The 19513-nt window shown below is 68.8% G+C and carries 18 protein-coding genes; 2 read left to right on the top strand and 16 right to left on the bottom strand.

The features are described 5' to 3' along the window. Positions 1 to 51: 51 nt before the first annotated feature. Complete coding sequence (locus AC1Q64_RS04145) at positions 52 to 1122, bottom strand: ABC transporter ATP-binding protein (RefSeq protein WP_492250557.1); 1071 nt, start codon at positions 1120 to 1122, stop codon at positions 52 to 54. A gap of 249 nt (positions 1123 to 1371) precedes the next feature. Here AC1Q64_RS04145 and AC1Q64_RS04140 point away from each other — a divergent pair, with 249 nt between their 5' ends. Next, positions 1372 to 2505, top strand: coding sequence for a GGDEF domain-containing protein (locus tag AC1Q64_RS04140; protein ID WP_233584229.1), 1134 nt, complete (start codon positions 1372 to 1374; stop codon positions 2503 to 2505). Positions 2506 to 2526: 21 nt separating this feature from the next. Here AC1Q64_RS04140 and cobT read toward each other — a convergent pair whose 3' ends face one another. Then, positions 2527 to 3591, bottom strand: coding sequence for a nicotinate-nucleotide--dimethylbenzimidazole phosphoribosyltransferase (cobT, locus tag AC1Q64_RS04135; RefSeq protein ID WP_492250556.1), 1065 nt, complete (start codon positions 3589 to 3591; stop codon positions 2527 to 2529). Between cobT and AC1Q64_RS04130 the strand changes: the two genes are divergently transcribed. After that, entirely contained in the window at positions 3590 to 4378 is a 789-nt protein-coding gene (locus AC1Q64_RS04130) for a class I SAM-dependent methyltransferase (RefSeq protein ID WP_492250555.1), read from the top strand. The genes cobT and AC1Q64_RS04130 overlap by 2 nt on opposite strands. A 31-nt stretch (positions 4379 to 4409) precedes the next feature. Here AC1Q64_RS04130 and AC1Q64_RS04125 read toward each other — a convergent pair whose 3' ends face one another. The 14 genes from AC1Q64_RS04125 to AC1Q64_RS04060 all read right to left on the bottom strand — a co-directional run bounded on the left by AC1Q64_RS04125 (position 4410) and on the right by AC1Q64_RS04060 (position 19468). Beyond that, positions 4410 to 5864 (bottom strand): cobyric acid synthase, encoded by a 1455-nt coding sequence (locus AC1Q64_RS04125; protein WP_492250683.1) that lies wholly within the window; start codon positions 5862 to 5864, stop codon positions 4410 to 4412. A 35-nt stretch (positions 5865 to 5899) separates the two neighbouring features. After that, on the bottom strand, positions 5900 to 6292 hold the full coding sequence (locus AC1Q64_RS04120; protein ID WP_492250554.1) for a DUF3037 domain-containing protein: 393 nt from the start codon (positions 6290 to 6292) through the stop codon (positions 5900 to 5902). Then, positions 6279 to 7073: a HipA family kinase gene (locus AC1Q64_RS04115; RefSeq protein WP_492250553.1), complete on the bottom strand. Its 795-nt coding sequence runs from the start codon at positions 7071 to 7073 to the stop codon at positions 6279 to 6281. The genes AC1Q64_RS04120 and AC1Q64_RS04115 overlap by 14 nt, the downstream gene beginning before the upstream one ends. After that, positions 7070 to 8149 (bottom strand): aminotransferase class I/II-fold pyridoxal phosphate-dependent enzyme, encoded by a 1080-nt coding sequence (locus AC1Q64_RS04110; protein WP_492250552.1) that lies wholly within the window; start codon positions 8147 to 8149, stop codon positions 7070 to 7072. The genes AC1Q64_RS04115 and AC1Q64_RS04110 overlap by 4 nt, the downstream gene beginning before the upstream one ends. Next, entirely contained in the window at positions 8146 to 9087 is a 942-nt protein-coding gene (cbiB, locus tag AC1Q64_RS04105) for an adenosylcobinamide-phosphate synthase CbiB (protein ID WP_492250682.1), read from the bottom strand. Before cbiB ends, AC1Q64_RS04110 begins: the two co-directional genes overlap by 4 nt. Positions 9088 to 9156: 69 nt before the next feature. Next, positions 9157 to 9726, bottom strand: coding sequence for a cob(I)yrinic acid a,c-diamide adenosyltransferase (gene cobO, locus AC1Q64_RS04100; RefSeq protein WP_056064339.1), 570 nt, complete (start codon positions 9724 to 9726; stop codon positions 9157 to 9159). 29 nt (positions 9727 to 9755) lie between these two features. Further along, positions 9756 to 13979: a cobaltochelatase subunit CobN gene (cobN, locus tag AC1Q64_RS04095; protein ID WP_492250551.1), complete on the bottom strand. Its 4224-nt coding sequence runs from the start codon at positions 13977 to 13979 to the stop codon at positions 9756 to 9758. Continuing rightward, positions 13976 to 14362 carry a DUF2149 domain-containing protein gene (locus AC1Q64_RS04090; protein ID WP_116747427.1) on the bottom strand — a complete coding sequence of 129 codons (387 nt, stop codon included), beginning with the start codon at positions 14360 to 14362 and terminating at the stop codon, positions 13976 to 13978. Before AC1Q64_RS04090 ends, cobN begins: the two co-directional genes overlap by 4 nt. Then, entirely contained in the window at positions 14359 to 14826 is a 468-nt protein-coding gene (locus tag AC1Q64_RS04085; protein ID WP_492250550.1) for a hypothetical protein, read from the bottom strand. Before AC1Q64_RS04085 ends, AC1Q64_RS04090 begins: the two co-directional genes overlap by 4 nt. A 29-nt stretch (positions 14827 to 14855) precedes the next feature. Continuing rightward, positions 14856 to 15650, bottom strand: a complete 795-nt coding sequence (locus AC1Q64_RS04080) for an ABC transporter ATP-binding protein (RefSeq protein WP_492250549.1) — start codon at positions 15648 to 15650, stop codon at positions 14856 to 14858. Beyond that, on the bottom strand, positions 15647 to 16681 hold the full coding sequence (locus AC1Q64_RS04075) for a FecCD family ABC transporter permease (RefSeq protein WP_492250548.1): 1035 nt from the start codon (positions 16679 to 16681) through the stop codon (positions 15647 to 15649). The genes AC1Q64_RS04080 and AC1Q64_RS04075 overlap by 4 nt, the downstream gene beginning before the upstream one ends. Then, positions 16678 to 17580, bottom strand: a complete 903-nt coding sequence (locus AC1Q64_RS04070) for an ABC transporter substrate-binding protein (protein ID WP_492250547.1) — start codon at positions 17578 to 17580, stop codon at positions 16678 to 16680. The genes AC1Q64_RS04075 and AC1Q64_RS04070 overlap by 4 nt, the downstream gene beginning before the upstream one ends. Further along, positions 17580 to 18182, bottom strand: coding sequence for a bifunctional adenosylcobinamide kinase/adenosylcobinamide-phosphate guanylyltransferase (locus AC1Q64_RS04065; RefSeq protein ID WP_492250546.1), 603 nt, complete (start codon positions 18180 to 18182; stop codon positions 17580 to 17582). Before AC1Q64_RS04065 ends, AC1Q64_RS04070 begins: the two co-directional genes overlap by 1 nt. Further along, positions 18179 to 19468 carry a cobyrinic acid a,c-diamide synthase CobB gene (locus tag AC1Q64_RS04060; protein ID WP_492250545.1) on the bottom strand — a complete coding sequence of 430 codons (1290 nt, stop codon included), beginning with the start codon at positions 19466 to 19468 and terminating at the stop codon, positions 18179 to 18181. Before AC1Q64_RS04060 ends, AC1Q64_RS04065 begins: the two co-directional genes overlap by 4 nt. Positions 19469 to 19513: the final 45 nt, after the last annotated feature.

The raw sequence follows: 19513 nt of genomic DNA, 5'->3' as shown, positions 1-19513 counted from the left end.
CTTGGGTTGCGGAAGGGGACGGGTGAAAAAAGAGGGAACGTGGCGGCGCGGTCAGGCGGCGACGGCCATTGCGGGAGCGGGCACGGACAGCGGGTGCGCCTGGTCGGGCGTCCAGTGCAACTGCACGCCCTGCCCCACCTGGTAGGGCTGCGCGGCAAAGGTGGCCTCGGACACCATCACTGAATACGCCGCCGTGGCGTTGGCCGACAGAGCCACGCCCTGCTTTTGCAAGCCCAGCAGCACGTAGGTGCCTTGATATTCCACGTCGGTCACCACGGCCTGCATGCGCTGGGCACCCCAGGGCAATTCGGCACTGGCGGGGGCAATCTGCAGGTGATCGGTGCGCACGCCCACCTTGCCTTCGGGCGTGTCGATCACGTTGTGCCCCCCCATGAATCGCGCCACGAATTCGCTGGCGGGCCGGTTGTAGACCTCGTGGGGCGAGCCCACCTGCTCGATCACGCCGTGGTTCATCACCACCATGGTGTCGGCCAGGGCCATAGCCTCTTCCTGGCTGTGGGTCACATGGATAAAAGTCAGGCCCAGCTCTTTTTGCCAGCGGCGCAGCTCGGCGCGCATCTGGATGCGCAAAAAAGGGTCGAGGGCCGACAGCGGCTCATCGAGCAGCAGCACACGCGGCTGGGTGATGAGGGCACGGGCTAGCGCCACACGCTGCTGCTGCCCGCCCGAAAGTTCAGCTGGTTTGCGTTCGGCCAGATGACCCAGGGCCACGCGCTCCAGCAGGTCGCGCGCCTTGGCTTGGCGTTCGGCCTTGGCCACGCCTTTCATCTTCAGGCTGAAGGCCACGTTGTCCAGCGCAGAGAGGTGCGGAAACAGCGCAAAGCTCTGGAACATCATGGCCGTGCCGCGTGCAGCGGCGGGCAGGTCGGTGATGTTGCGGTTCTCCAGCAGGATGTCGCCGCTCGTCACCGATTCGTGCCCGGCAATCATGCGCAACGTGGTGCTCTTGCCGCAGCCCGAAGGCCCCAGCAGGCAGCAGTAGCTGCCGCTGGCAATGCGCAGGTTGATCGCATCCACGGCAGGCTTGCCGCTGGCATAGCGCTTGGTGAGCGCAATGATTTCTATGGCCGCGGGGGTAGGCGCAGGAGGAGTACTTTGCATGGCGTATGCCCTAGGCAAGGCCCATGCCAACTTTGTACACAATGTTTTATGAACTTTGCATACAAAATGCACCAACACGGCGCAACATCCCGCCCCATACCGGTCCACAGCAGCGCTTCCCCCGACCCAACCTCGGGCAAACCATGCACCGAAACAGCGCTGAGCTGTGCGGGTGCGTAGCTATACTGGCTTCGCCTTTGAAACAATTTATTACGTCGGCACGTCCCTCCCCCTCCTCTTGCCTGCCGCATGACGAACCTCGACCCGCGCTCCATGATCGCCCTTGCGGGCTTCATGTCTGCCGTCATGGCCCTGGTGCTGCTGTTCATGCGGCGGCACTACCCGCCCAGCATCCGGGGCGTGGGCGGATGGGCGGCGGCGCCATTGCTGTGGCTGCTGTCCACCGTGCTGTTTGGCGCGCGTGGCGCCATCCCCGACTGGCTGGGCCTGGTGCTGGCCAACCAGCTGCTGGTGCTGGGCTCGGTCACTTATTACATGGGCACCCGCCAGTTCATGGGCCAGCCCGCCACCTGGCGCACCTGGAACTGGGTGATGGCCGGCACCACGGTGGTGTTTGCCTGGCTGACCTACGGGTGGCCCAACTACGCGGTGCGGGTGGGGTTCTTCACCGTGGTGATGGGGGCGCTGTACGCCGCGCAACTGCGCTTCATGCTGCGCCACGGGGGGCGCAACTTCCCGGTGCGGCTGGTAGAGGTGATGCTGGGCCTGCACATGCTGGTACTGGGGGTCAGGCTGGGTTCCATCCTGGCTGGGCACGCGGGCAACGACCTGATGGAGCCCTCGCTGTTCCAGACCCTGTACATCGGTGCCTATGCGCTCACCGTGCTGATGCTGTCCATCGGCGCGGTGCTGATGGCCACGGACCGCTTGCGCACCGAGCTGGAGCACCTGGCCACCTATGACTCGCTGACCCAAACCCTCAACCGCCGTGCCTTGCTGCAGCGCTGCGAGGACGAGCTGGAGCGCGCGCAGCGCTACGGCGGCGGTCCGTCCATCATGATGGTGGACCTGGACAACTTCAAAGCGGTGAACGACACGCGCGGCCACCAGCACGGCGATGCGGTGTTGGTGCACTTTGCCGAGCGCACCCGCCAGGTGCTGCGCCGCGCCGACCGCCTGGGTCGCTACGGGGGCGAGGAATTTCTGGTGCTGCTGCCGGGAGCCGACGCGCAAGCGGCCCTGGCCGTGGCCCAGCGCATCCACGCCACGCTGGCCTCGGGGCACCCGCTGGACTGCGAGGTGAGCATCGGGCTGACCAGCTGGTCCGGGTCACACGAGACCCTGGACGCGATGCTCTCCCGCGCCGACGCCGCGCTGTACCGCGCCAAGGAAGAAGGCCGCAACCAGACCGTCGTGGGCTAGAGCCTGCCCAAGCAGGGCGGCTCAGGCCGTCTGCGTCGCCACGCCAGCCGATTCAAAACTCGCCATCTCGCGCAGCACGGCGCAGGCCGATTGCAGCAACGGCCAGGCCAGCGCCGCGCCCGATCCCTCGCCCAGGCGCATGCCCAGGTCCAGCAAGGGCTCGGCCTGCATCTGCGCCAGCATCAGGCTGTGGCCCCGTTCGCCCGAACGGTGGGCAAACACGCAGCGCTGCAGCACCTGCGGCGCGATGCGGCTGGCCACCAGCACGGCCGCGCTGGTGATGAAGCCGTCCACCACAATCACGCGCCGCTCGGCCGCTGCCTGCAGCACTGCGCCCACCAGCGTGGCCACCTCGTAGCCCCCCAGGGCAGCCAGGGCCTCCAGCGGACTGGTGGCGCCCGCATTGGCATCCAGCGCCTGCTGCAGCACGGCGCGCTTGCGTTCGATGCCCGCAGCATCCAGCCCCGTGCCCGCGCCCGTCACCTCGACCAGCGGCAGCCCCGCCAGGCGCGCCAGCAGCAGTGATGCCACCGAGGTGTTGGCAATCCCCATCTCGCCCAGCAGCAAGGCGTTGCCTGGCAGGGCACGCACCACCTCCACCCCGTTGGCCAGCGCCTGGGCGCATTGCTCGGCACTCATCGCTGGGCCGACGGAGGCATCCTGCGTGCCGGGTGCCACCTTGCGTAGCAACAAGCGGGGCTGGCCGGGTGCTGTATCGCGCGCAGCGATAGGTCTGGCCACGCCACAGTCCACCACCGTGAGGCCCAGGCCATGCTGGCGCGCAAGCACGCTCACGGCCGCGCCACCCGCCAGAAAGTTCTCCACCATCTGCCAGGTCACATCGCTCGGGAACGCAGAGACACCCCGCGCGGCCAGGCCGTGGTCGCCCGCGCACACCAGCATCTGGGGGGCATGCAGCACGGGGGATTCGGTGCCCAGAATCACGCCCAGGCGCAACGCCAGGCGCTCCAGCAGGCCCAGCGAGCCCAGGGGCTTGGTCTTGTGGTCAATGACGTGCTGCAGGCGGCTGGCCAACGCGGCATCATGCAGGTCAGCAACGGATGGAAGTACGAAAGGTGAGGTCATGGTGATGGAGAACACAAAGAACGCCGTGCACAAAGCGGCACAGCAGGGTTTTGAAAAAGAAGCGCAGGCCTACGCGCGCGGCAGGCCGGACTACCCGGCAGCGCTGTCGGCCTGGCTGGCACAGACGTTGGGACTGGGCCCCGGTCGCGAGGTGGCCGATGTGGGCGCGGGCACCGGCAAGTTCACCGCGCTGCTCGCAACCACCGGGGCCACGGTGGTGGGCGTGGAGCCCGTGGACGCCATGCACGCCAAGATCGAAGCGTTGCAACTGCCCACGGTGCGCGCCGTGGCGGGCACGGCACAGGCCATTCCGCTGCCGTCCGGCACGCTGGATGCCGTGGTCTGTGCACAGGCCTTCCACTGGTTTGCCACCCGCGAAGCCCTCGACGAATTTCACCGCGTGCTGCGGCCGGGCGGCAAGCTGGGACTGGTGTGGAACGTGCGCGATGAGTCGGTGGACTGGGTGGCCGAGCTCACCACCATCATCACGCCCCACGAGGGCGATGCCCCGCGCTTCTACAAGGGCGACTGGCGCAAACCCTTTCCACACCTCGGTTTCGGCCCATTGGTCGAGACCCGGCTGACCCACGAGCATGTGGGCCCCCCCCAGCAGGTCATCGTGGACCGTTTCATGTCGATCAGTTTCATCGCGGCCCTGCCGGATGCTGAACGCGCCAAGGTGTACGCCCAGATCGAGGCTTTGATAGCCCGACACCCCGCGCTGCGCGGGCAGGACACCGTGCGCTTTCCGTACACCACCCTCGCCTGCCACTGCGAACGGGTGTGAGGGGCTGAATGGCGCCACGGTATCCGGCGAGCTAAGGCGCCACCAGCGCATCCAGCACGCCCGGTGTGAAGCTGTTGCCCAGAAAGCCCGCGAGTCCGTCAAACACACTGTCCAGCGTGGGCACCTGCGCGCCAAACAGCGCGTGCAGCACGGCGGCATCCTCGAACAAGCCGTGCAGGTACACACCCAGCACGTTGCCCGCCGGGTTCTGCCAGGCGATGCCGGGGATGACCTCGCGCGCCACATCGCCCTTGGCAGCCATGGCCGGGTGCTGGGCGGTCTGGCCGTGGTGGATTTCGTAGCCCGTGGCGGGCACACCCGCCAGCGCGGCCCAGGCCCCCAACACTGCGCCAAACTGCGCCTGGGTGCGTTCCACGGTCTTGGCAACCTCGAAGGTGGTGACCAGCGGCAGCAGGCCCAGGCCCGGCGCATTGCCGTCGATGCCTGCGGTATCGATCAGCGCCTCGCCCAGCATCTGCAGGCCGCCACACACGCCCAGCACCGTGCCGCCCTGCCCCGCGTGATGGGCAATGGCCTGGTCCAGCCCTTGCGCGCGCAGCCAGGCCAGGTCGGCAGCGGTGGACTTGGAGCCCGGCAGCACCACCCAGTCGGTGGGCTTGAGGCCCGCCAGGTCGGCCGGGCTGCGCGCCCAGAGCAGGCGCACGCCGGGCACGTTCTTGAGTGGCTGGAACTCGTCGAGGTTGCTGATGCGCGGGTAGGCGATGACGGCCACGGTGGTGTGCACCGCGCCCGCTGACAACGTGCGGTCATCGAACACGCCGTCCTCCTCGGGCAGGCCATGGCGCCATTGCATGGGGATGGTGGCCACGGTGGGCACACCAGTGAGGTCTTGCAGCATCTGCGGCGCAGGCGCCAGCAGGCTGGCATCGCCGCGAAACTTGTTGAGCACAAAGCCATGGACCAGCGCCCGCTCATCCTCGGGCAACAGCGCCCAGGTGCCGTACAGGTGGGCGAACGCGCCGCCCCGGTCGATGTCGGTCACCAGCAGGCAGCGTGCATCGGCATGGCGGGCCACGCGCATGTTGACGATGTCGCTGGCGTACAGGTTGATTTCGGCGGGCGAACCGGCGCCCTCGATCACCACCACGTCGTTCTCGGCACGCAGTGCATCCAGCGCTGCAGCGATCTGCGGCCACACCTTTTCGCTGCGGCCGCGCCAGGGCATGGCCGTGAGCTCGGCACTCACCTGCCCCATCAGCACGACCTGGCTGTGCGTGTCGGCCTCGGGCTTGAGCAGCAGCGGGTTCATGCGCACCTCAGGCTCGGCACGCGCAGCCAGGGCCTGGAAATACTGGGCGCTGCCGATTTCACCCATCACACCCGCAGGGCCAGGCACCACGCGTGCGTTGTTGCTCATGTTCTGCGCCTTGAACGGCGCAACCTTCAGACCCTGGTTGCTGTAGTAGCGGCACAGCGCCGTGGTGAGCCAGCTTTTGCCGGCGCCGCTGGTGGTGCCCAGCACCATCACGCAACGGGCCAATTGGGGAGCAGAGTTTTCAGTCAAGGCAATGGGCGGACCATGCGGTCCATGATGTGTTCAAGTGCTGCGGCCGCATCGGTGCAACGGCCCGTGTGTACGGGAGAGGTCTGGATGATGGCGCTGCGTTTGGCGGTGAGCCAGTGAAAGCGCTGGCGGTACGGCAGGCGGGCGATGGGGCCACAGCCTTCGTCGCCCGCACAGATGGCGACGATGGCAGCCAGGTGGCGGAGCACAGTGTCAATGTCGGCGTGCGGGTCCATGGCCAGCAGACGCGCTTCATCGAGCGCGATGGCAGCCTGGAGAAAGCCGGTGCGCTGGCACGACAGGATCACACCCGCGTTGATGAACTCTTCCCGCTCCACACGCGGCACCACGCGCACGATGGCGTAGTCATACACCTCAGGCACGTGCATCGGCGGCCTCCTTCAGTGCATTCACCCAGGTGGCGCGCCCGGCCAGGCGGGCGCAGAAGTAGTCCACATAGGCCTGGCGGTGGGTGGCGGCAGCGGTCAGCAGGCCTTCTTCGTGATCTGCACCGGCCAGCACCAGAAATTCATCGGGCACCTCGGCCAGGATGCCGGCCACCACCTCGGGCGTGAGGCGCGCGGCCAGCTCGGCATCCACCTGCGCGAGCAGCGTGGCCCGGGCCAGCAGCACATGGTCGGCAATGGGCGTAAAAGGTTTGGCGGGCAGGGCCACCGTGCCGTTCCAGGCGTGGTGAAAGGTCAGCGCCGCACCATGGTCGATGAGCCAGGGCTGGCGGTGCCACATCAGCAGATTGGTGTTGCGCGCAGTGCGGTCCACATTGCCCACCAGGGCATCGAACCACACGAGGCGCGAGGCAAAATCATCCGACACCACATCCACCGCCGGGTCGAAATTGAGCGCGCCCGAGAGGTAATCCAGCCCCACGTTCAGGCCACCGCTGGCGCGCACCAGGTCCTGGATTTCGGGGTCGGGCTCGGTCTGCGCCAGGGCGGGGTCGAGCTGGGCCAGCACGATCTCGGGCACGGGCAGGCCCAGCGCACGGGCGATGCCGCCCGCAATGATCTCGGCCAGCAGTGCGCGCACGCCCTGCCCTGCGCCACGGAACTTGAGCACGTAGGTGCCCAGGTCGTCGCCCTCGACGATGGCGGGCATGGAGCCACCTTCACGCAGCGGCGTGACGTAGCGATTGACGGTGATGGTTCTCACAAGGTCTCCCTCGATCCGATGGAATGCGGGATGGTACGGCCCGCAGGGCCCAAGACGGCCTGCCATGCGGCCTGCAGCGCATCTTGTGCGGCGGGCGCCAGCACCCCCAGGCGCACGGTGCCGGGCAGGCCGAATGACGCCGCATCGCGCAGCTTGATGCCGCCGGCGCGCAGCGCAGCCAGATCGCTCTGCAACGTGTGGGTAGCAGGCTGCACGCAGAAATAGTTGGCCAGGCTGCCCGCGTGCACAGCCCAGCCCAGATCGGTGCACAGCGTCTGCTGGCGCGCCTTCCAATCGCCCAGGGTGCGCAGGCTGTGCACCAGCCATTGCTGCACGGTGGCCTGCGTCCACGCCTGCAGCAGTGCCACGCCGTGGGCGCCCACAGGCCAGGAAGACGCCAGGGCCGTCAGCCCCAGCGCCTGCTCTTCACAGTCTGGCGGCGCAATCGCATAGGCGGCACGTACACCCGTCAGCCCAAGGGCCTTGTTGGGGGTCCAGAGCTGCCAGCAGGCCGAGGGCATGAGCGGCGACGGCGCGCCAGCCCATGCGCCCTCCGCGCCGAGCCGCAGGGGGACATACGCGCAGTCGAGCACACGCCAGGCAACGTCGGCATCGCTTTGTCGCCAACCGCGCAACGAGGAATCTTCCACACCCAGAGGGCTGGAGGGCTCACACGCCCATTGCAGGCCCGCTGCGGCGCCGCCGCCCCGCAGCACCTCCAGCCCGCGCACCTGCGCGGCCTGGGCGTAGTCGCCATAGCTGTGTGGCGGCACAGCTACCTGCACCGCGCCCTGCTGTGCGGCCAGCGCGGTGATGCGGTGGATGAACTCGCTGGCACTCGCGGCCAGCACGATGCGCCCCGGCACCACGCCATGGAAGGCGCCGAGGGCCTCGCGCAGCGCCGTGTAGGCCGGGTCGGGGTAGCGCGTGGCGTCGGCCGCCTGCACGGCGTGCAGCGCCTCGGGGCATGGCCCGCAGGCGTTGCTGTTGGTCGAGAAATCAAACACCGGAACGCCCGCGGCGTCCGGGCCACCGTGCAACGGCGTGGGCGCAGAGAAACGACGCGGCGAGCTCATGCATGCGCCCAAGCAAACACCACCAGCACCAGCAACTGCAGGCCCGCCACCACGGGCACCATGGCCAGCACCACCTGCGTGCCCAGGCGTGCAGCGCGCCGCGTATCGAGCGGCCCCGCCCGGCGGCCCTTGCTGTGCAGTGTGTACACCCCGGGCTTGGCCAGGCGCACGTTCAACGCCAGTGCCATGGCCGCCATGGGCCAGCCGCTGTTGGGCGATGGCGTCTTGCGCGCCTGGCGGGCCAGCGTGGAAAACGGCAGTCCCCTGGCGACCACCGCCAGCAACAAGGCGGTGATGCGGGCCGGCACCCAAGACAGCACATCGTCCGCCCGCGCGGCCCACTTGCCCGCCCATTGCCAGTAGCGCCCACCGCGCATGCCGGGGTAGCCCCACATGGCATCGGCCGTATTCGCAAAGCGGTACAGCGCAGCCCCCGGCAGACCCAGCAGCGCAAACCAGAACAGCGGCGCCACCAAGGAATCGTTGAGGTTCTCGGCCAGCGACTCGATGGCCGACTCGCGCACCTGCACGGCGGTGAGAGCGCTCACGTCCCGGCTCACCAGCCGGGCCAGTTGCGCGCGCCCGGCGGGCAGCGACTGGCCCAGCGCCACCTCCACCGCCAGCACCTCGTCGTGCAGCATGCGCCAGGCCAGCAGGGGCTTGAGCAGCAGCGCCAGCATGCCGAGGGCAAGCCAACCTATCAGCATCAACGCCAAGTGCTGCAACCACCAGAAAACTATCAAAACAATAGCAGCCAAGGCAATCCACACTAGCGCCCCCAGCCAAAAACGCCGAAAGTCCTGTGCCAAAGGCGTCAGCGGGGCCACCCGCTCCCCCCCCCAGTGCAAGGCCGTGCCCATCCACACCACCGGGTGCCAGCGGGCGGGCGGCTCCCCCAACCACCAGTCAATGGCCAGTGCCAGCAGCGGCACGCCCATCCACACCGCTGCCGCAGGCCAGCCCAGGCCAGGGAGCAGTAGCAAGGACCAGTGCTCGGACACAGTGGCTCAGTCTTCGATGCCGCGCTGCGCGGGAATGCCCGCCTTGAACGCGTGCTTGATCAGCTGCATCTCGGTCACGGTGTCGGCCAGCTCGATGATCTCGGGGGGGCAGCGGCGGCCGGTGAGGCACACGTGCACGTCCTTGGGCCGATCGCGCAGGGTCTGCAACACGCCGTCGAGCGGCAGCCAGCCGTAGATCAGCGGGTAGGTGATCTCGTCCAGCACCACCAGAAAATGCGCGCCCGACAGGATGGCGGCGCGCGCCTTTTCCCAGCCGTCGCGCGCAAGCTGGGCCGAGTGCTCCAGGTCCTTGCTCTTCCAGCTGAAGCCGTCGCCCAGGCCTTCGATGGGCAGGCCGATCTGCTCGAACATGCGGTGCTCGCCAAAACGCGCGGTGGGCACCTTCATGAACTGGAAGATCTTCACGGCCTTGCCCCGGCCATGGGCGCGCAGCGCCAGGCCAAAGGCGGCCGTGCTTTTGCCCTTGCCGTCGCCGGTGTTGACGATGACAAGGCCCCGGCGTTCGCCCTCGGGCTTTTCGTAGCGTTTTTCGGTGGGCGGGGTTTCGATCTGCATGGTGTCGATTCTTTCAGAGAGACCGGGCATCACACGCCGGCCGGTTGCAACGGGGAAGACAGCGAGGACGGACGGCGCGCCTGCCACGCGGCGCCCGCCATCGCCACCAGGGCCATGACCAGCAGGGCCACGATGCCGGCCATGCGCTCCACGGGGCTGGGCTCGGTGGCGCTGCCAGAAGGGGTTGGCTCCGGCTGCCGCTCCAGCAACACGCCCATGGTAGGCACGGCGGGCGCAGAAGGTGGTGCTTCTGCCTGGGCGGGCGGCGCGGGCAGGTCAGCGGCGGGGGGCGCAGGCTGTGGCGCTGCCAGGGCTGGCGACTGCGGCGCGGCAATGGCCATGCCTGCAGGCGGGGTCAGCTCTACGGCCTCACCACGAGCCGCTCGCTCCACCCAGCGGCGCACGCTGGGCAGCTCGGCCGCCAGCGGCGCGGCACGCGTCAGCTCCTGGTACATCTGCGCCAGTTGTTTTCGCGTGTCGGCATCGGCCTGCCAATAGCCCTGGCGCTGCGCCTGCACCAGGCGCTCCAGCGACTGGGCATAAGCCTGCGGATGCTCTTTGAGCCACTCGGGCAGGCCCAGCTGGTGCTTGTCGCGCACCAGCACGTCATAAATGCTTTGCCAATGGTCGCTGCGCACCGTGTCGGGCGCCACGGCCTGCCAGCCCCAGGCGAACTGCACGGCCTTGAGCACCTGCAGCGTGCCCGAATAGCCCTCGGCCTTCTGCGCCTGGAGCCAGCCAGGGTGCAGGTAGCGCGACTGCATCTCCAGCGCAATGGCGCGCTGCGCAGTCTCGGTAGTGGGCTCGCCTGCATCCTGCAGCTGGGCCACATGCAGCTCCAGCCCCTGTGCTCGCCCCGCCACGCGGGCGGCCGCCGACAGGCCGCCCAGGTACTGGAACGGGTCGTCCGAGCTGACCATGGCATACAGGTGCGAGCTGCGCGACAGGATGGCGGCATCGGTGCGGCGCAGGTGGGCACCCAATGCCTGAGCCGCCACACCGCCCGCAACGCCCGTCACCGGCTCGCCCTCCAGATAAGGCTGGCTCATGCGTTCGAGGAACATCTGGCCCAGGCGCGCATCGTTGGTTTGCAGGCCGTCGCTTTGCACCGCGTCCGACAGGCCGGTGCCATAGTCGCCCACTGCATTGCCGAACGCGCGCACACGCGCCAGTTGCTCGGCCTGCGCGCGGGGCACGCCCTGCTTGCGCAGCTCCTGGCCGATCTGCGCGGTATTGCGAGCGATCACGTTGCCGGGCTCGGCCGTGGCGGCCTGGGCCACCGCACGGTCCAGCAGCGCCATCAGCGCGGGGAGCTGGTCACGGTACGAGCCGGTGATGCTCATGAGCACATCGACGCGCGGGCGTTTCAGCTCATCGGCGGGGATGGTCTCGACCCGCGCCGGGCGGCCCGAGTCGTCCCACACCGGGCGCATGCCCAGCGCCACGAGCGCCTGCGCTTCCATGATGCCCTGGTGGCGCAATGTTTCACCTGCCCACAGCGACAGCGCCAAACGCTCTGGCGCCTGGCCGCCATGGCGCGCCTGGTAATCCTTGAACCAGTCGTTGAACAGCGTCTGCGCCACGGCATAGGCCTGGCGTGTGGGCAGGCGGCTCGGGTCCAGCCCCGTGAGGTTGCGGCCTGTGGGCAGGCTGTCGGGGTTGCGGATAGGGTCGCCGCCGTACGCAGCGGACAGGTAGCGACCTTCCAGCGCAGCCAGCATGCCGGGCAGCTCGCCCTCCGTGGCCAGCAGGCGCTCCAGCTCCTGCGCGCGTTGCGCAAGCTGCAGCAGCGCGGGCGTGTCGATGGGTTTGCGCGCGGCGCGGTTGGGCACATGGTCTTCGGCGCGCACCAAGCCGTCCTGTGCGGGCGGCGCGTCAGGCAGCACGGGGCGCAGGTCCAGCACGCTGGCGGCCTGCGCGTCGGTCAGCGCCACTTCCAGCCAGCGCGCGGGGCGTGCGGCCAACACCGCGTCGTGCTTGATGAGGAAGGCTTCGTCGATGTCTTCGCCCAGCGCCTCGATCAGCGGCTTGCGCAGCGCCTGCAGGATGGTCTCGCGCCGCTGCTCGGGCGCGGGCACGCGGCCGAACACGGCCAGGCCCTTGGGCTGCGAGCTTTGCGCGAGCTGGTCCAGGTAGGGGTGCAGGATTTCAAGAAAGCCGTGGAAGTCGGCCGTGATGCGCTCGGCGCTCCAGCCCAGGTCGCGGTGCAGCTGGTGTTCTACAAACTGCGCCACCAGCTGCTTTTCGAGCGCGCGGCGCGTGGGGCCTTCGTCCACGGTTTCCCATTCGTGCATCACCTCGTGCATGTGGGCCATGCGCGCCTCGAAACCTGCCGGGGCGAACACGGGCGTGCGGTGGCTCACCAGCACGGCGCGGCCCCGGCGCTTGGCCGTAAGGGCCTCGCCCAGGTTGTCCACGATGTAGGGATAGACCACAGGCAGATCGCCCAGGGGCAGCAGCGCGTCGTCGTACACATCCAGCGCACGCGCCTTGCCACCGGCCCATTCCTGCGTGCCGTGGGTGCCAAAGTGGATCAGCGCATCGGCCTCCAGCTGCGCCCACAGGTACACCGCCAGGTAATGGTGCGACAGCGGCGCCTTGCTCTTGTGCATGAACGGGTTCTGGCCCAGGCGCAGTGTTTCTTCGCGCGGGGGTTGCGGCAATACCGAGAGCTTTCCCACCTGCAGGCGCGGGATGGCGAACACCTTTTCGCCCTGCCACTCGACCACGTAGCGGCTCTTTTCGGGCGCGCCCCAGTACGCGTTCATGCGCTCGCGCACGGCCTTTGGCAGCGTGGCAAGGTGCTGCTCATAGCGCGCCAGCGGCAGCGCGGCGGCCTGGCCGTTTTGCAGCAGCGCGCGCACATCGGCGCCAGGGTAGTAGGCGGCCAGCAGCGGCTTGAGCCCATCGATCCAGCCCTGCTCCGGCACCTGCTGCGTGCGGTAGCCTGCCTGGGCCAGTCCGCTGGACACCTGCTCCAGGCTGCGCGGCACGTTGAGGAACGAGGCACCGAAGTTGGTGCCGCCCGGCGGATAGTTGTAGACCATGGCCACCAGGCGCTTGTCCGCAACAGGCTTCATCTGCAGTGCGATCAGTCGCCGCGCCTTGGCGGCCACGGCCTGGGCCTGGCGTTCAATGAGGCGAAAGTCTTGCCCCTCGGCACCGTGGGCTGCCACCAGGATGGGGTCGATGGCGCCTGCCGCCTCGGGCTGTGCCAGGTAAAACGGCACGTCGGACAGCGACAGTCCCGTGTCGCTGGCCTCCCACGCCGCAGCATCGCCTGCACGGTAAGGCTGCGTGCCCAGCAGCGGCACGCCCCAGCGCGCCAGCAGCGGCTGCAGCGCGGCGGCCTGGGGCACGAGCTGGTGCAGCACCAGGGCAGAGGCATGCAGGCGGCCCGGGCCGGGGCCAGAGCCTCCTTCAGCGGGCAACTCCAGCACCTCGGCCAGCGTCTGCCCCGTGACCTGCTGGCCAAAGGCCGCATAAGCGAACAGCCCCTGCTCACGGAAGGTGCGCAGCCAGGCATCGAGCCACTCCGTGCTGCCGTCGATGAAGTGGTGGCGGTGCACCAGCACGGCCACGGCGGGCAGGCTGCGCAGCGCGGGCTGGCCCTGGCGCCAGGCCTCCAGCGCGGCGGCGTTGGGCAGCAGGCGGGGCGCATCGGGGTGGTAGATGCCCCGGGCGGGCAGGATGTCGGGCGCGGGCAGGGTCGGCATCGCAACACCTGCCACCGTGGCGCGCGCCAGGGCGATGGCGTTCTTGAGATTGCGCGGGCCACCCGCCTGCAGGTAGGCCGCCATGCGGGCAGGAGCCTCCAGCGCGGACAGGTCCACAGCAGGCGTGCCCGCAGGCACCCAGACCACGCGGCCCGGGGCGCGTGCGGCGCGGGCATCGAGCTGCGCGCCGACCATGCGGCGCAAGCGCGCCTCCACGCTGGCATGCGGTGCATCCACCCACACCATGGCGGCGCCTGCCAGTGCGCGCTCCAGCTTTTGGGCCTGGGCCGCGTCCAGTACCGCCGGGCCGGCCAGCGGGTAGTCGATGTGCACAAAGCCCAGGCCCGCGTCGGAGGCCAGGCGCTGCACCATGGCCGTGCGCGGGGCGGTGGTGATGTCGGACGTGAGCCAGAGCAGCACCGGCGCTGTTTTATCGGCGCCGCCCGCTGCCAAGGCTTTCTCAGCCTGGACGGCATGCACCAGCGGCGCAGCCAGCAGCAGGCACCATAGTGCCGCGCGCAAGATCAGTGCCTTCATGGCTTGGCGGGTGCCGGCGTGGCGGAGCCACCCGCGCCACCGGCCGAAGCGCTGGCAGGAGCAGCGCCCGTTTCAGGGATGTAGACGATATTGCCGTCTTCCAGCTTGTAGGCCACGCCCGCGCGCACGCCCTGCCCTTGCGCTGCGCTGCCAGCGCCCTTGAAGCGCACTTCCTTGCCCTGCTCGCGCACGACCACTTCCATGTCGGGCTGGCCGGGGTTGCGGATGATGGTGACGCTTTCGTTGGCGCTCGTCTGGGTCTGCACGGCCACGGCCGTGAGCAACGCCACGACCAGCACCAGGAACACGTCCACCAGGTTCACGGCGGACAGCATCGGATCGTCGTCGTCCTCGGCCAGGACGTTCAAGTGGCGCAAGCTCATTGCGCCACCCCACGCTCCTTGCGCACCACCAGCAGTTCGGCCAGCAGCCAGCGGCGCCGCACCGAATACACCACCAGGCCCACCGACGCGGCGGCCAGCGCCAGCACCACGCCCGCAAAGGCGCCGCTGAAAACGGCGAGGGCCTGCTGGCCGTTGCCCGCCGCCACGCTCTGCAGCGCGGGGCCCAGCGGGATCATCGTGGCGATCAGCCCCAGCATGGGCGACAGGCGGCTGAGCAGGCGCACGGGCTCCACCTGGCGCACCAGTTGCAGCTCCAGTTCTTCCATCGACAGCCCCGGCAGCACACGCAGCGAGCGGTACTGCGGCTGTCGCCAGCGTTGCCAGGCCTCCATGAGCGTGGCGCCGCCCGACCACAGCGCGTAGACAAACGCCAGCCCCACCAGCACCAGCACGGGCCAGAGCAACGACTGCGCGACCTGCGAAAACCCCGATTCGATGTTCATGCTTCCACTCCCTCAATCCATGTGTTGTTTCATTGGCTGTGCTTGCGCTGCATCGATGGCAGCGCCATCCACATGCCATCCAGATGCCGCACGTGGATGCGGTGGTCAAACACGCTCTCCAGCGCCGCGTGCGTGGCTGGTGCATCGCAGGCGCCCTGGTGCAGCACGCGGCCCTGTGCCATCACCACCATGTCGTCGGACTGCAGTGCCAGCGACACCTCGTGCAGCACGCTGACCACCGTGCCCCCCGCATCGACCAATGCACGCATGGTGTGCAGCCAGTCGGTCTGGTGCGGCGGGTCGAGGTTGGCCAGGGGCTCGTCCATCAGCAGCACCTGCGCCTGCACCGCCAGGGCGCGGGCCAGCAGCACGCGCTGGCGTTCGCCGCCCGACAGCTGCGACAGCGGGCGGTGGCGCCAGTCCCAGGCCTGCGTGGTGCGCAGCGCCTGCTCCACCGCTGCATGGTCGGCCGCACCCGGCGGCGCCAGCCAAGCCTGATGCGGCAGGCGGCCGAGCATGGCCACGTCATAACTGGTCAGGTCGTCGGCCGAGCCTTCGTTCTGGCCCAGCCAGGCGAGCTGGCGGGCACGTTCGCGCGCGGGGATCTGCGACAGCGGGCGGCCCAGCAGCAACACTTCGCCCTGCAGCGCGGCGCGCGGCAACAGGCCAGCCAACACCTTGAGAAGCGTGGACTTGCCTGCGCCGTTGGGGCCGACGATGCTGGTCCAGCGCCCGGCGGGCAATTGCAGGTCAATGCCCTGCAATATTGAGCTATTCCCGATGCTGGCGCTTATTCCATTTGCACTGATAGCTATTGATTTCATAGTGCGCCCCCTTGCGAGGTGCGCCGGTGCATGAGCCACAGCAGATAGGTGCCGCCCAGGGCCGCCGTGAGCACGCCTACGGGCAACTCCTGTGGCGCCAGCAGCCAGCGCGCCAGGATGTCGGCCGCCATGAGCAGCACCGCGCCCATCAGGCTGGAGAGCACGATGTGCCGTTCGTGTGTGACGCGCACGATGGAACGCACCAAGTGCGGGGCCGCCAGCCCCACAAAGGCGATGAGCCCCGTCTGCGCCACCGCCGTGCCCGTGGCCAGCGCCATGGCAGCCACCAGCCCCACCCGCATGGGCATGAGCGGCAGGCCCAGGCTGGCGGCCGTGGCCTCACCCAGCGTGAGGCCGTCCAGCGCACGTGCCAGCATCCAGGCGACCACCGAGCACAGCGTCCAGGCCACGGCCATGAGCACACAGGCCGCCCAGCCCACAAAAGCCGTGCTGCCCAGCGTGAAGGCCTGCATGGCCTGCAGGATGTCGGGCGAGGCCAGTTCCACCAGGTCACGCAGCGCGCCCAGCACCACGCCCACAATCACCCCCGCCAGCAGCAGGCGCAGCGTGTGCTGCACGCCCTTGGCCAGCAGCAGCGTGAGCACCACCGCCCCCGCCGCGCCCAAAAATGCCATGCCCGTGATGCCGATGCGTGCCATCCACTGCGCCGCTACCGGCGACACGCCGAACATCGCCATCGCCACCGCCCCGCCCAATGCGGCACCCGAGGCGCTGCCCAGCAGGTACGGGTCGGCCAGCGGGTTGCGAAACAGTCCCTGCGCCACCGCGCCCGACAGGCCCAGCAGCGCACCCGCCAGCCACGCACCCGCCGTGCGCGGCAGGCGGATGTCCCATACGATCTGCCAGGCCACGGGATCGCCGTGCATGCGCAGCACGCTGTCAAAGCCCGTACTGCCCACGCTGGCGCCACACACGGCCAGCAACACGCTGGCGAGCAACAGCCAGGCGGCACACCATGCGGCGCGGCGGCTGGCGGAACCCGTGGGCAAGTCCAGGGCAACGCCGGTCATGAAGCTTTGTCCACCAGACACCGCGCCATGATGCGGGCCGCCTCGGCCATGCGCGGCCCAGGGCGCACCACCACGTCGGAATCGCCGGGGCCAAACACGCACAGCCGGTTCTCGCGGATGGCACGCATGGAAGCCCAGCCGGGGTACGGCACCATGGCCTGCATGCTGCGGTTGCCGATCATGATGATGTCGGGGTTGGCGCGCACCACGAACTCGGGGTTCAGGCGCGGAAACGGTCCGAGCGACGCGGGCACCACGTTGCGCACGCCCAGCCGTGTGAGCGACTCGCCAATGAACGACGCCTCGCCCGCTGCATAGGGCCCCCGGCTCACCTCGAAGTACACACGCACATTTTTGGCCTTGGACGGCAGGGACTGCGCTGCCGCCAGCACGCCCGCGTCGATCACGCGCCAGAGACGGTCGGAGCCTTGCGCGCGAGGCACGCCCAGCAGGTCGCTCACCGTGCCCAGCACGCGGCGCACGTCGGCATGTGTCTTGGGCTCCAGCTGTACCACGGTGAGGCCTAGCGCCTCCAGCCGGTCGCTGGCGCGCGAGCTGACAGACATCAACACCACATCGGGCTTGAGCGCCACGACGGCCTCGATGCTCGGGTCCAGCCCGCCGCCCACCTTGGGCAACTTGCCAATTACCGCTTCTGGCCAGTTGGAATAGCGGTCCACACCCACCAACCGGTGACATTGCTCCAGCTCGCACACGCTTTCGGTCAACGAGGGCAGCAGGCTGACGATGCGCTGCGGCGGACGGGGCAGCGAGACCTCGCGGCCCTTGTCGTCCTTGATGTGCACGGGCTGCGCACGCGCCAAGCCGGCCATGAGCAGGCCCAGCGCAATCACGATGGCGATCACCCAGAGGATGCGGCGCACGGGGGTGGGTTTCATCAGCGAGGTTCTTTCAAGGTAAGCGGCAGGCCAGCCGCCATGAGCGTCACGCGGGGGCACACCTGCGCCACCTGCTGGTTGAGCGTGCCGAGTGCATCCACAAAGGCGCGCACCTCGCGCCCCATCGGGATGACCCCCAGGCCAATTTCGTTGCCCACCAGAACAACGGGCCCGGGGGACTGTCCAATTGCTACCAAAAACATAGCCTTCTGCGCTTTCCAATCAAGCGCTAGCGCCTGTTTTTGTTCCAAATTCATGCTTTCCACGCCCATGGGCATGGTCCAGTGGGTGAGCCACAGCGTGAGGCAGTCCACCACCACCAGGGTGTGCGGCGTGCTGAGCCGCGTGAGGGCTGCGGCCACGTCGTGCGGCTCTTCCACGGTTTGCAGGCCAGGCACCCGTTCGGCGCGGTCACGTTGGTGGCGGGCGATGCGTTCGCGCATTTCGTCGTCCCAGGCCCGGCCCGTGGCGATCAGCACGGCGCGGTGGTCGCTGGACTGCGCCAGCCAGTCGCGTGCCAGCAGTTCGGCGCGGCGGGATTTGCCGCTTTTCTGCCCCCCCAGGATGAGTTCGGTGGTGATGGAATGCGAGACGGAATTCATGCTTTGCTCTCACCGCCCAGCAGATGCGCCACCGCCTCGGGACTCGAAGGGAACCACGCATGGAAGTAGCTCGCGTGGATGCTGCCTTGCTCGTACAGCGCCTCGCCCGCATCCGGCGCAACCGCCTCGTTCGGGCGCGCCGTGCGGGCCACCACGGGGGCGCTGCTGTCGCTGGTCGAATAGTGGAAGGTGTGGCCGCGCAACGTGTGTCCTGCCACGGTCAGTTGCTGCGGCCCCAGCGCTGCTAGGCGCTTTTGCATTGTCACGCGGCCCGGCAGCAGGCCCCACAGCGGAGCCGCGCTGCCATCGGTCAGCGTGATGGAATCGAACAGCGCCATCATGCCGCCGCACTCGGCCCACATGGGTTTGCCCGCGGCCACATGGGCGCGCAGGCTGGCCAACATGCCGGTGTTGGCCGCGATCTGCGCGGTGTGCAGCTCGGGGTAACCGCCGGGCAGCCACACGGCATCGCAGTCCGGCAACGCCGTGTCTTGCAGGGGCGAGAAGAACGCCACGCGGGCGCCCATCTGTTCCAGGCATTGCACATTAGCGGCGTAGGTAAAACAGAACGCCGCGTCACGCCCCACGGCCACGGTGCGGCCCGCGAGCAGCGATGGCGCAGCAATCTTCGAGGCGGGCGCCGGAAAGTCCACGGCCCAGCGCTGCATATCCTCCAGCGTCATCTGGCCCAGGGGTGTAGCGGCCAGGGCATCGGCCGCTGCGTCCAGCCGCTGCAGGCTGTCGTCCAGCTCGTGCGCAGCCACCAGGCCCAGGTGGCGCTCGGGCAGCAGCGCCGCACCGGCCTTGGCGGCTAAAGGCGCATTGCCTGTCTGCACCCGCATCAGCGCGCCCATCCAGTCGTCGGCATCTTGCAAGCCGTCACGCAACATGTCGGCATGGCGGGCACTGCCTACACGGTTGGCCAGCACACCGGCCCAGGGCAGGCCCGGGCGGTAGTGGCGCAGGCCATAGGCCAGCGCGCCAAACGTGCCCGCCATGGCGGAGGCATCGACCACCGCCAGCACCGGCACCGCAAAGTACCGGGCTAGGTCGGCTGCGCTGGGGTTGCCGTCAAACAGACCCATCACGCCTTCGATGAGGATCAGGTCCGACTCGCGCGCAGCGTCGTGCAGCCGCTGCGCGCAGTCGGCCTCACCGTTCATCCACAAATCGAGCTGGTGCACCGGCGCACCACTGGCCAGTTGGTGCCAGTGCGGGTCCAGGAAATCCGGCCCGCACTTGAACACCCGCACCCGCCGGCCCTGGGGGGTACACAAGAGCGGCAAGGGGGAGGGTGAAGGGGGTCTTGCCTTACACGAACAGAAGGCGGA

It is taken from the genome of Acidovorax sp. GW835-FHT14G06 (genome assembly GCF_058793595.1).
This window is presented reverse-complemented; position numbering and strand designations above follow the sequence as displayed.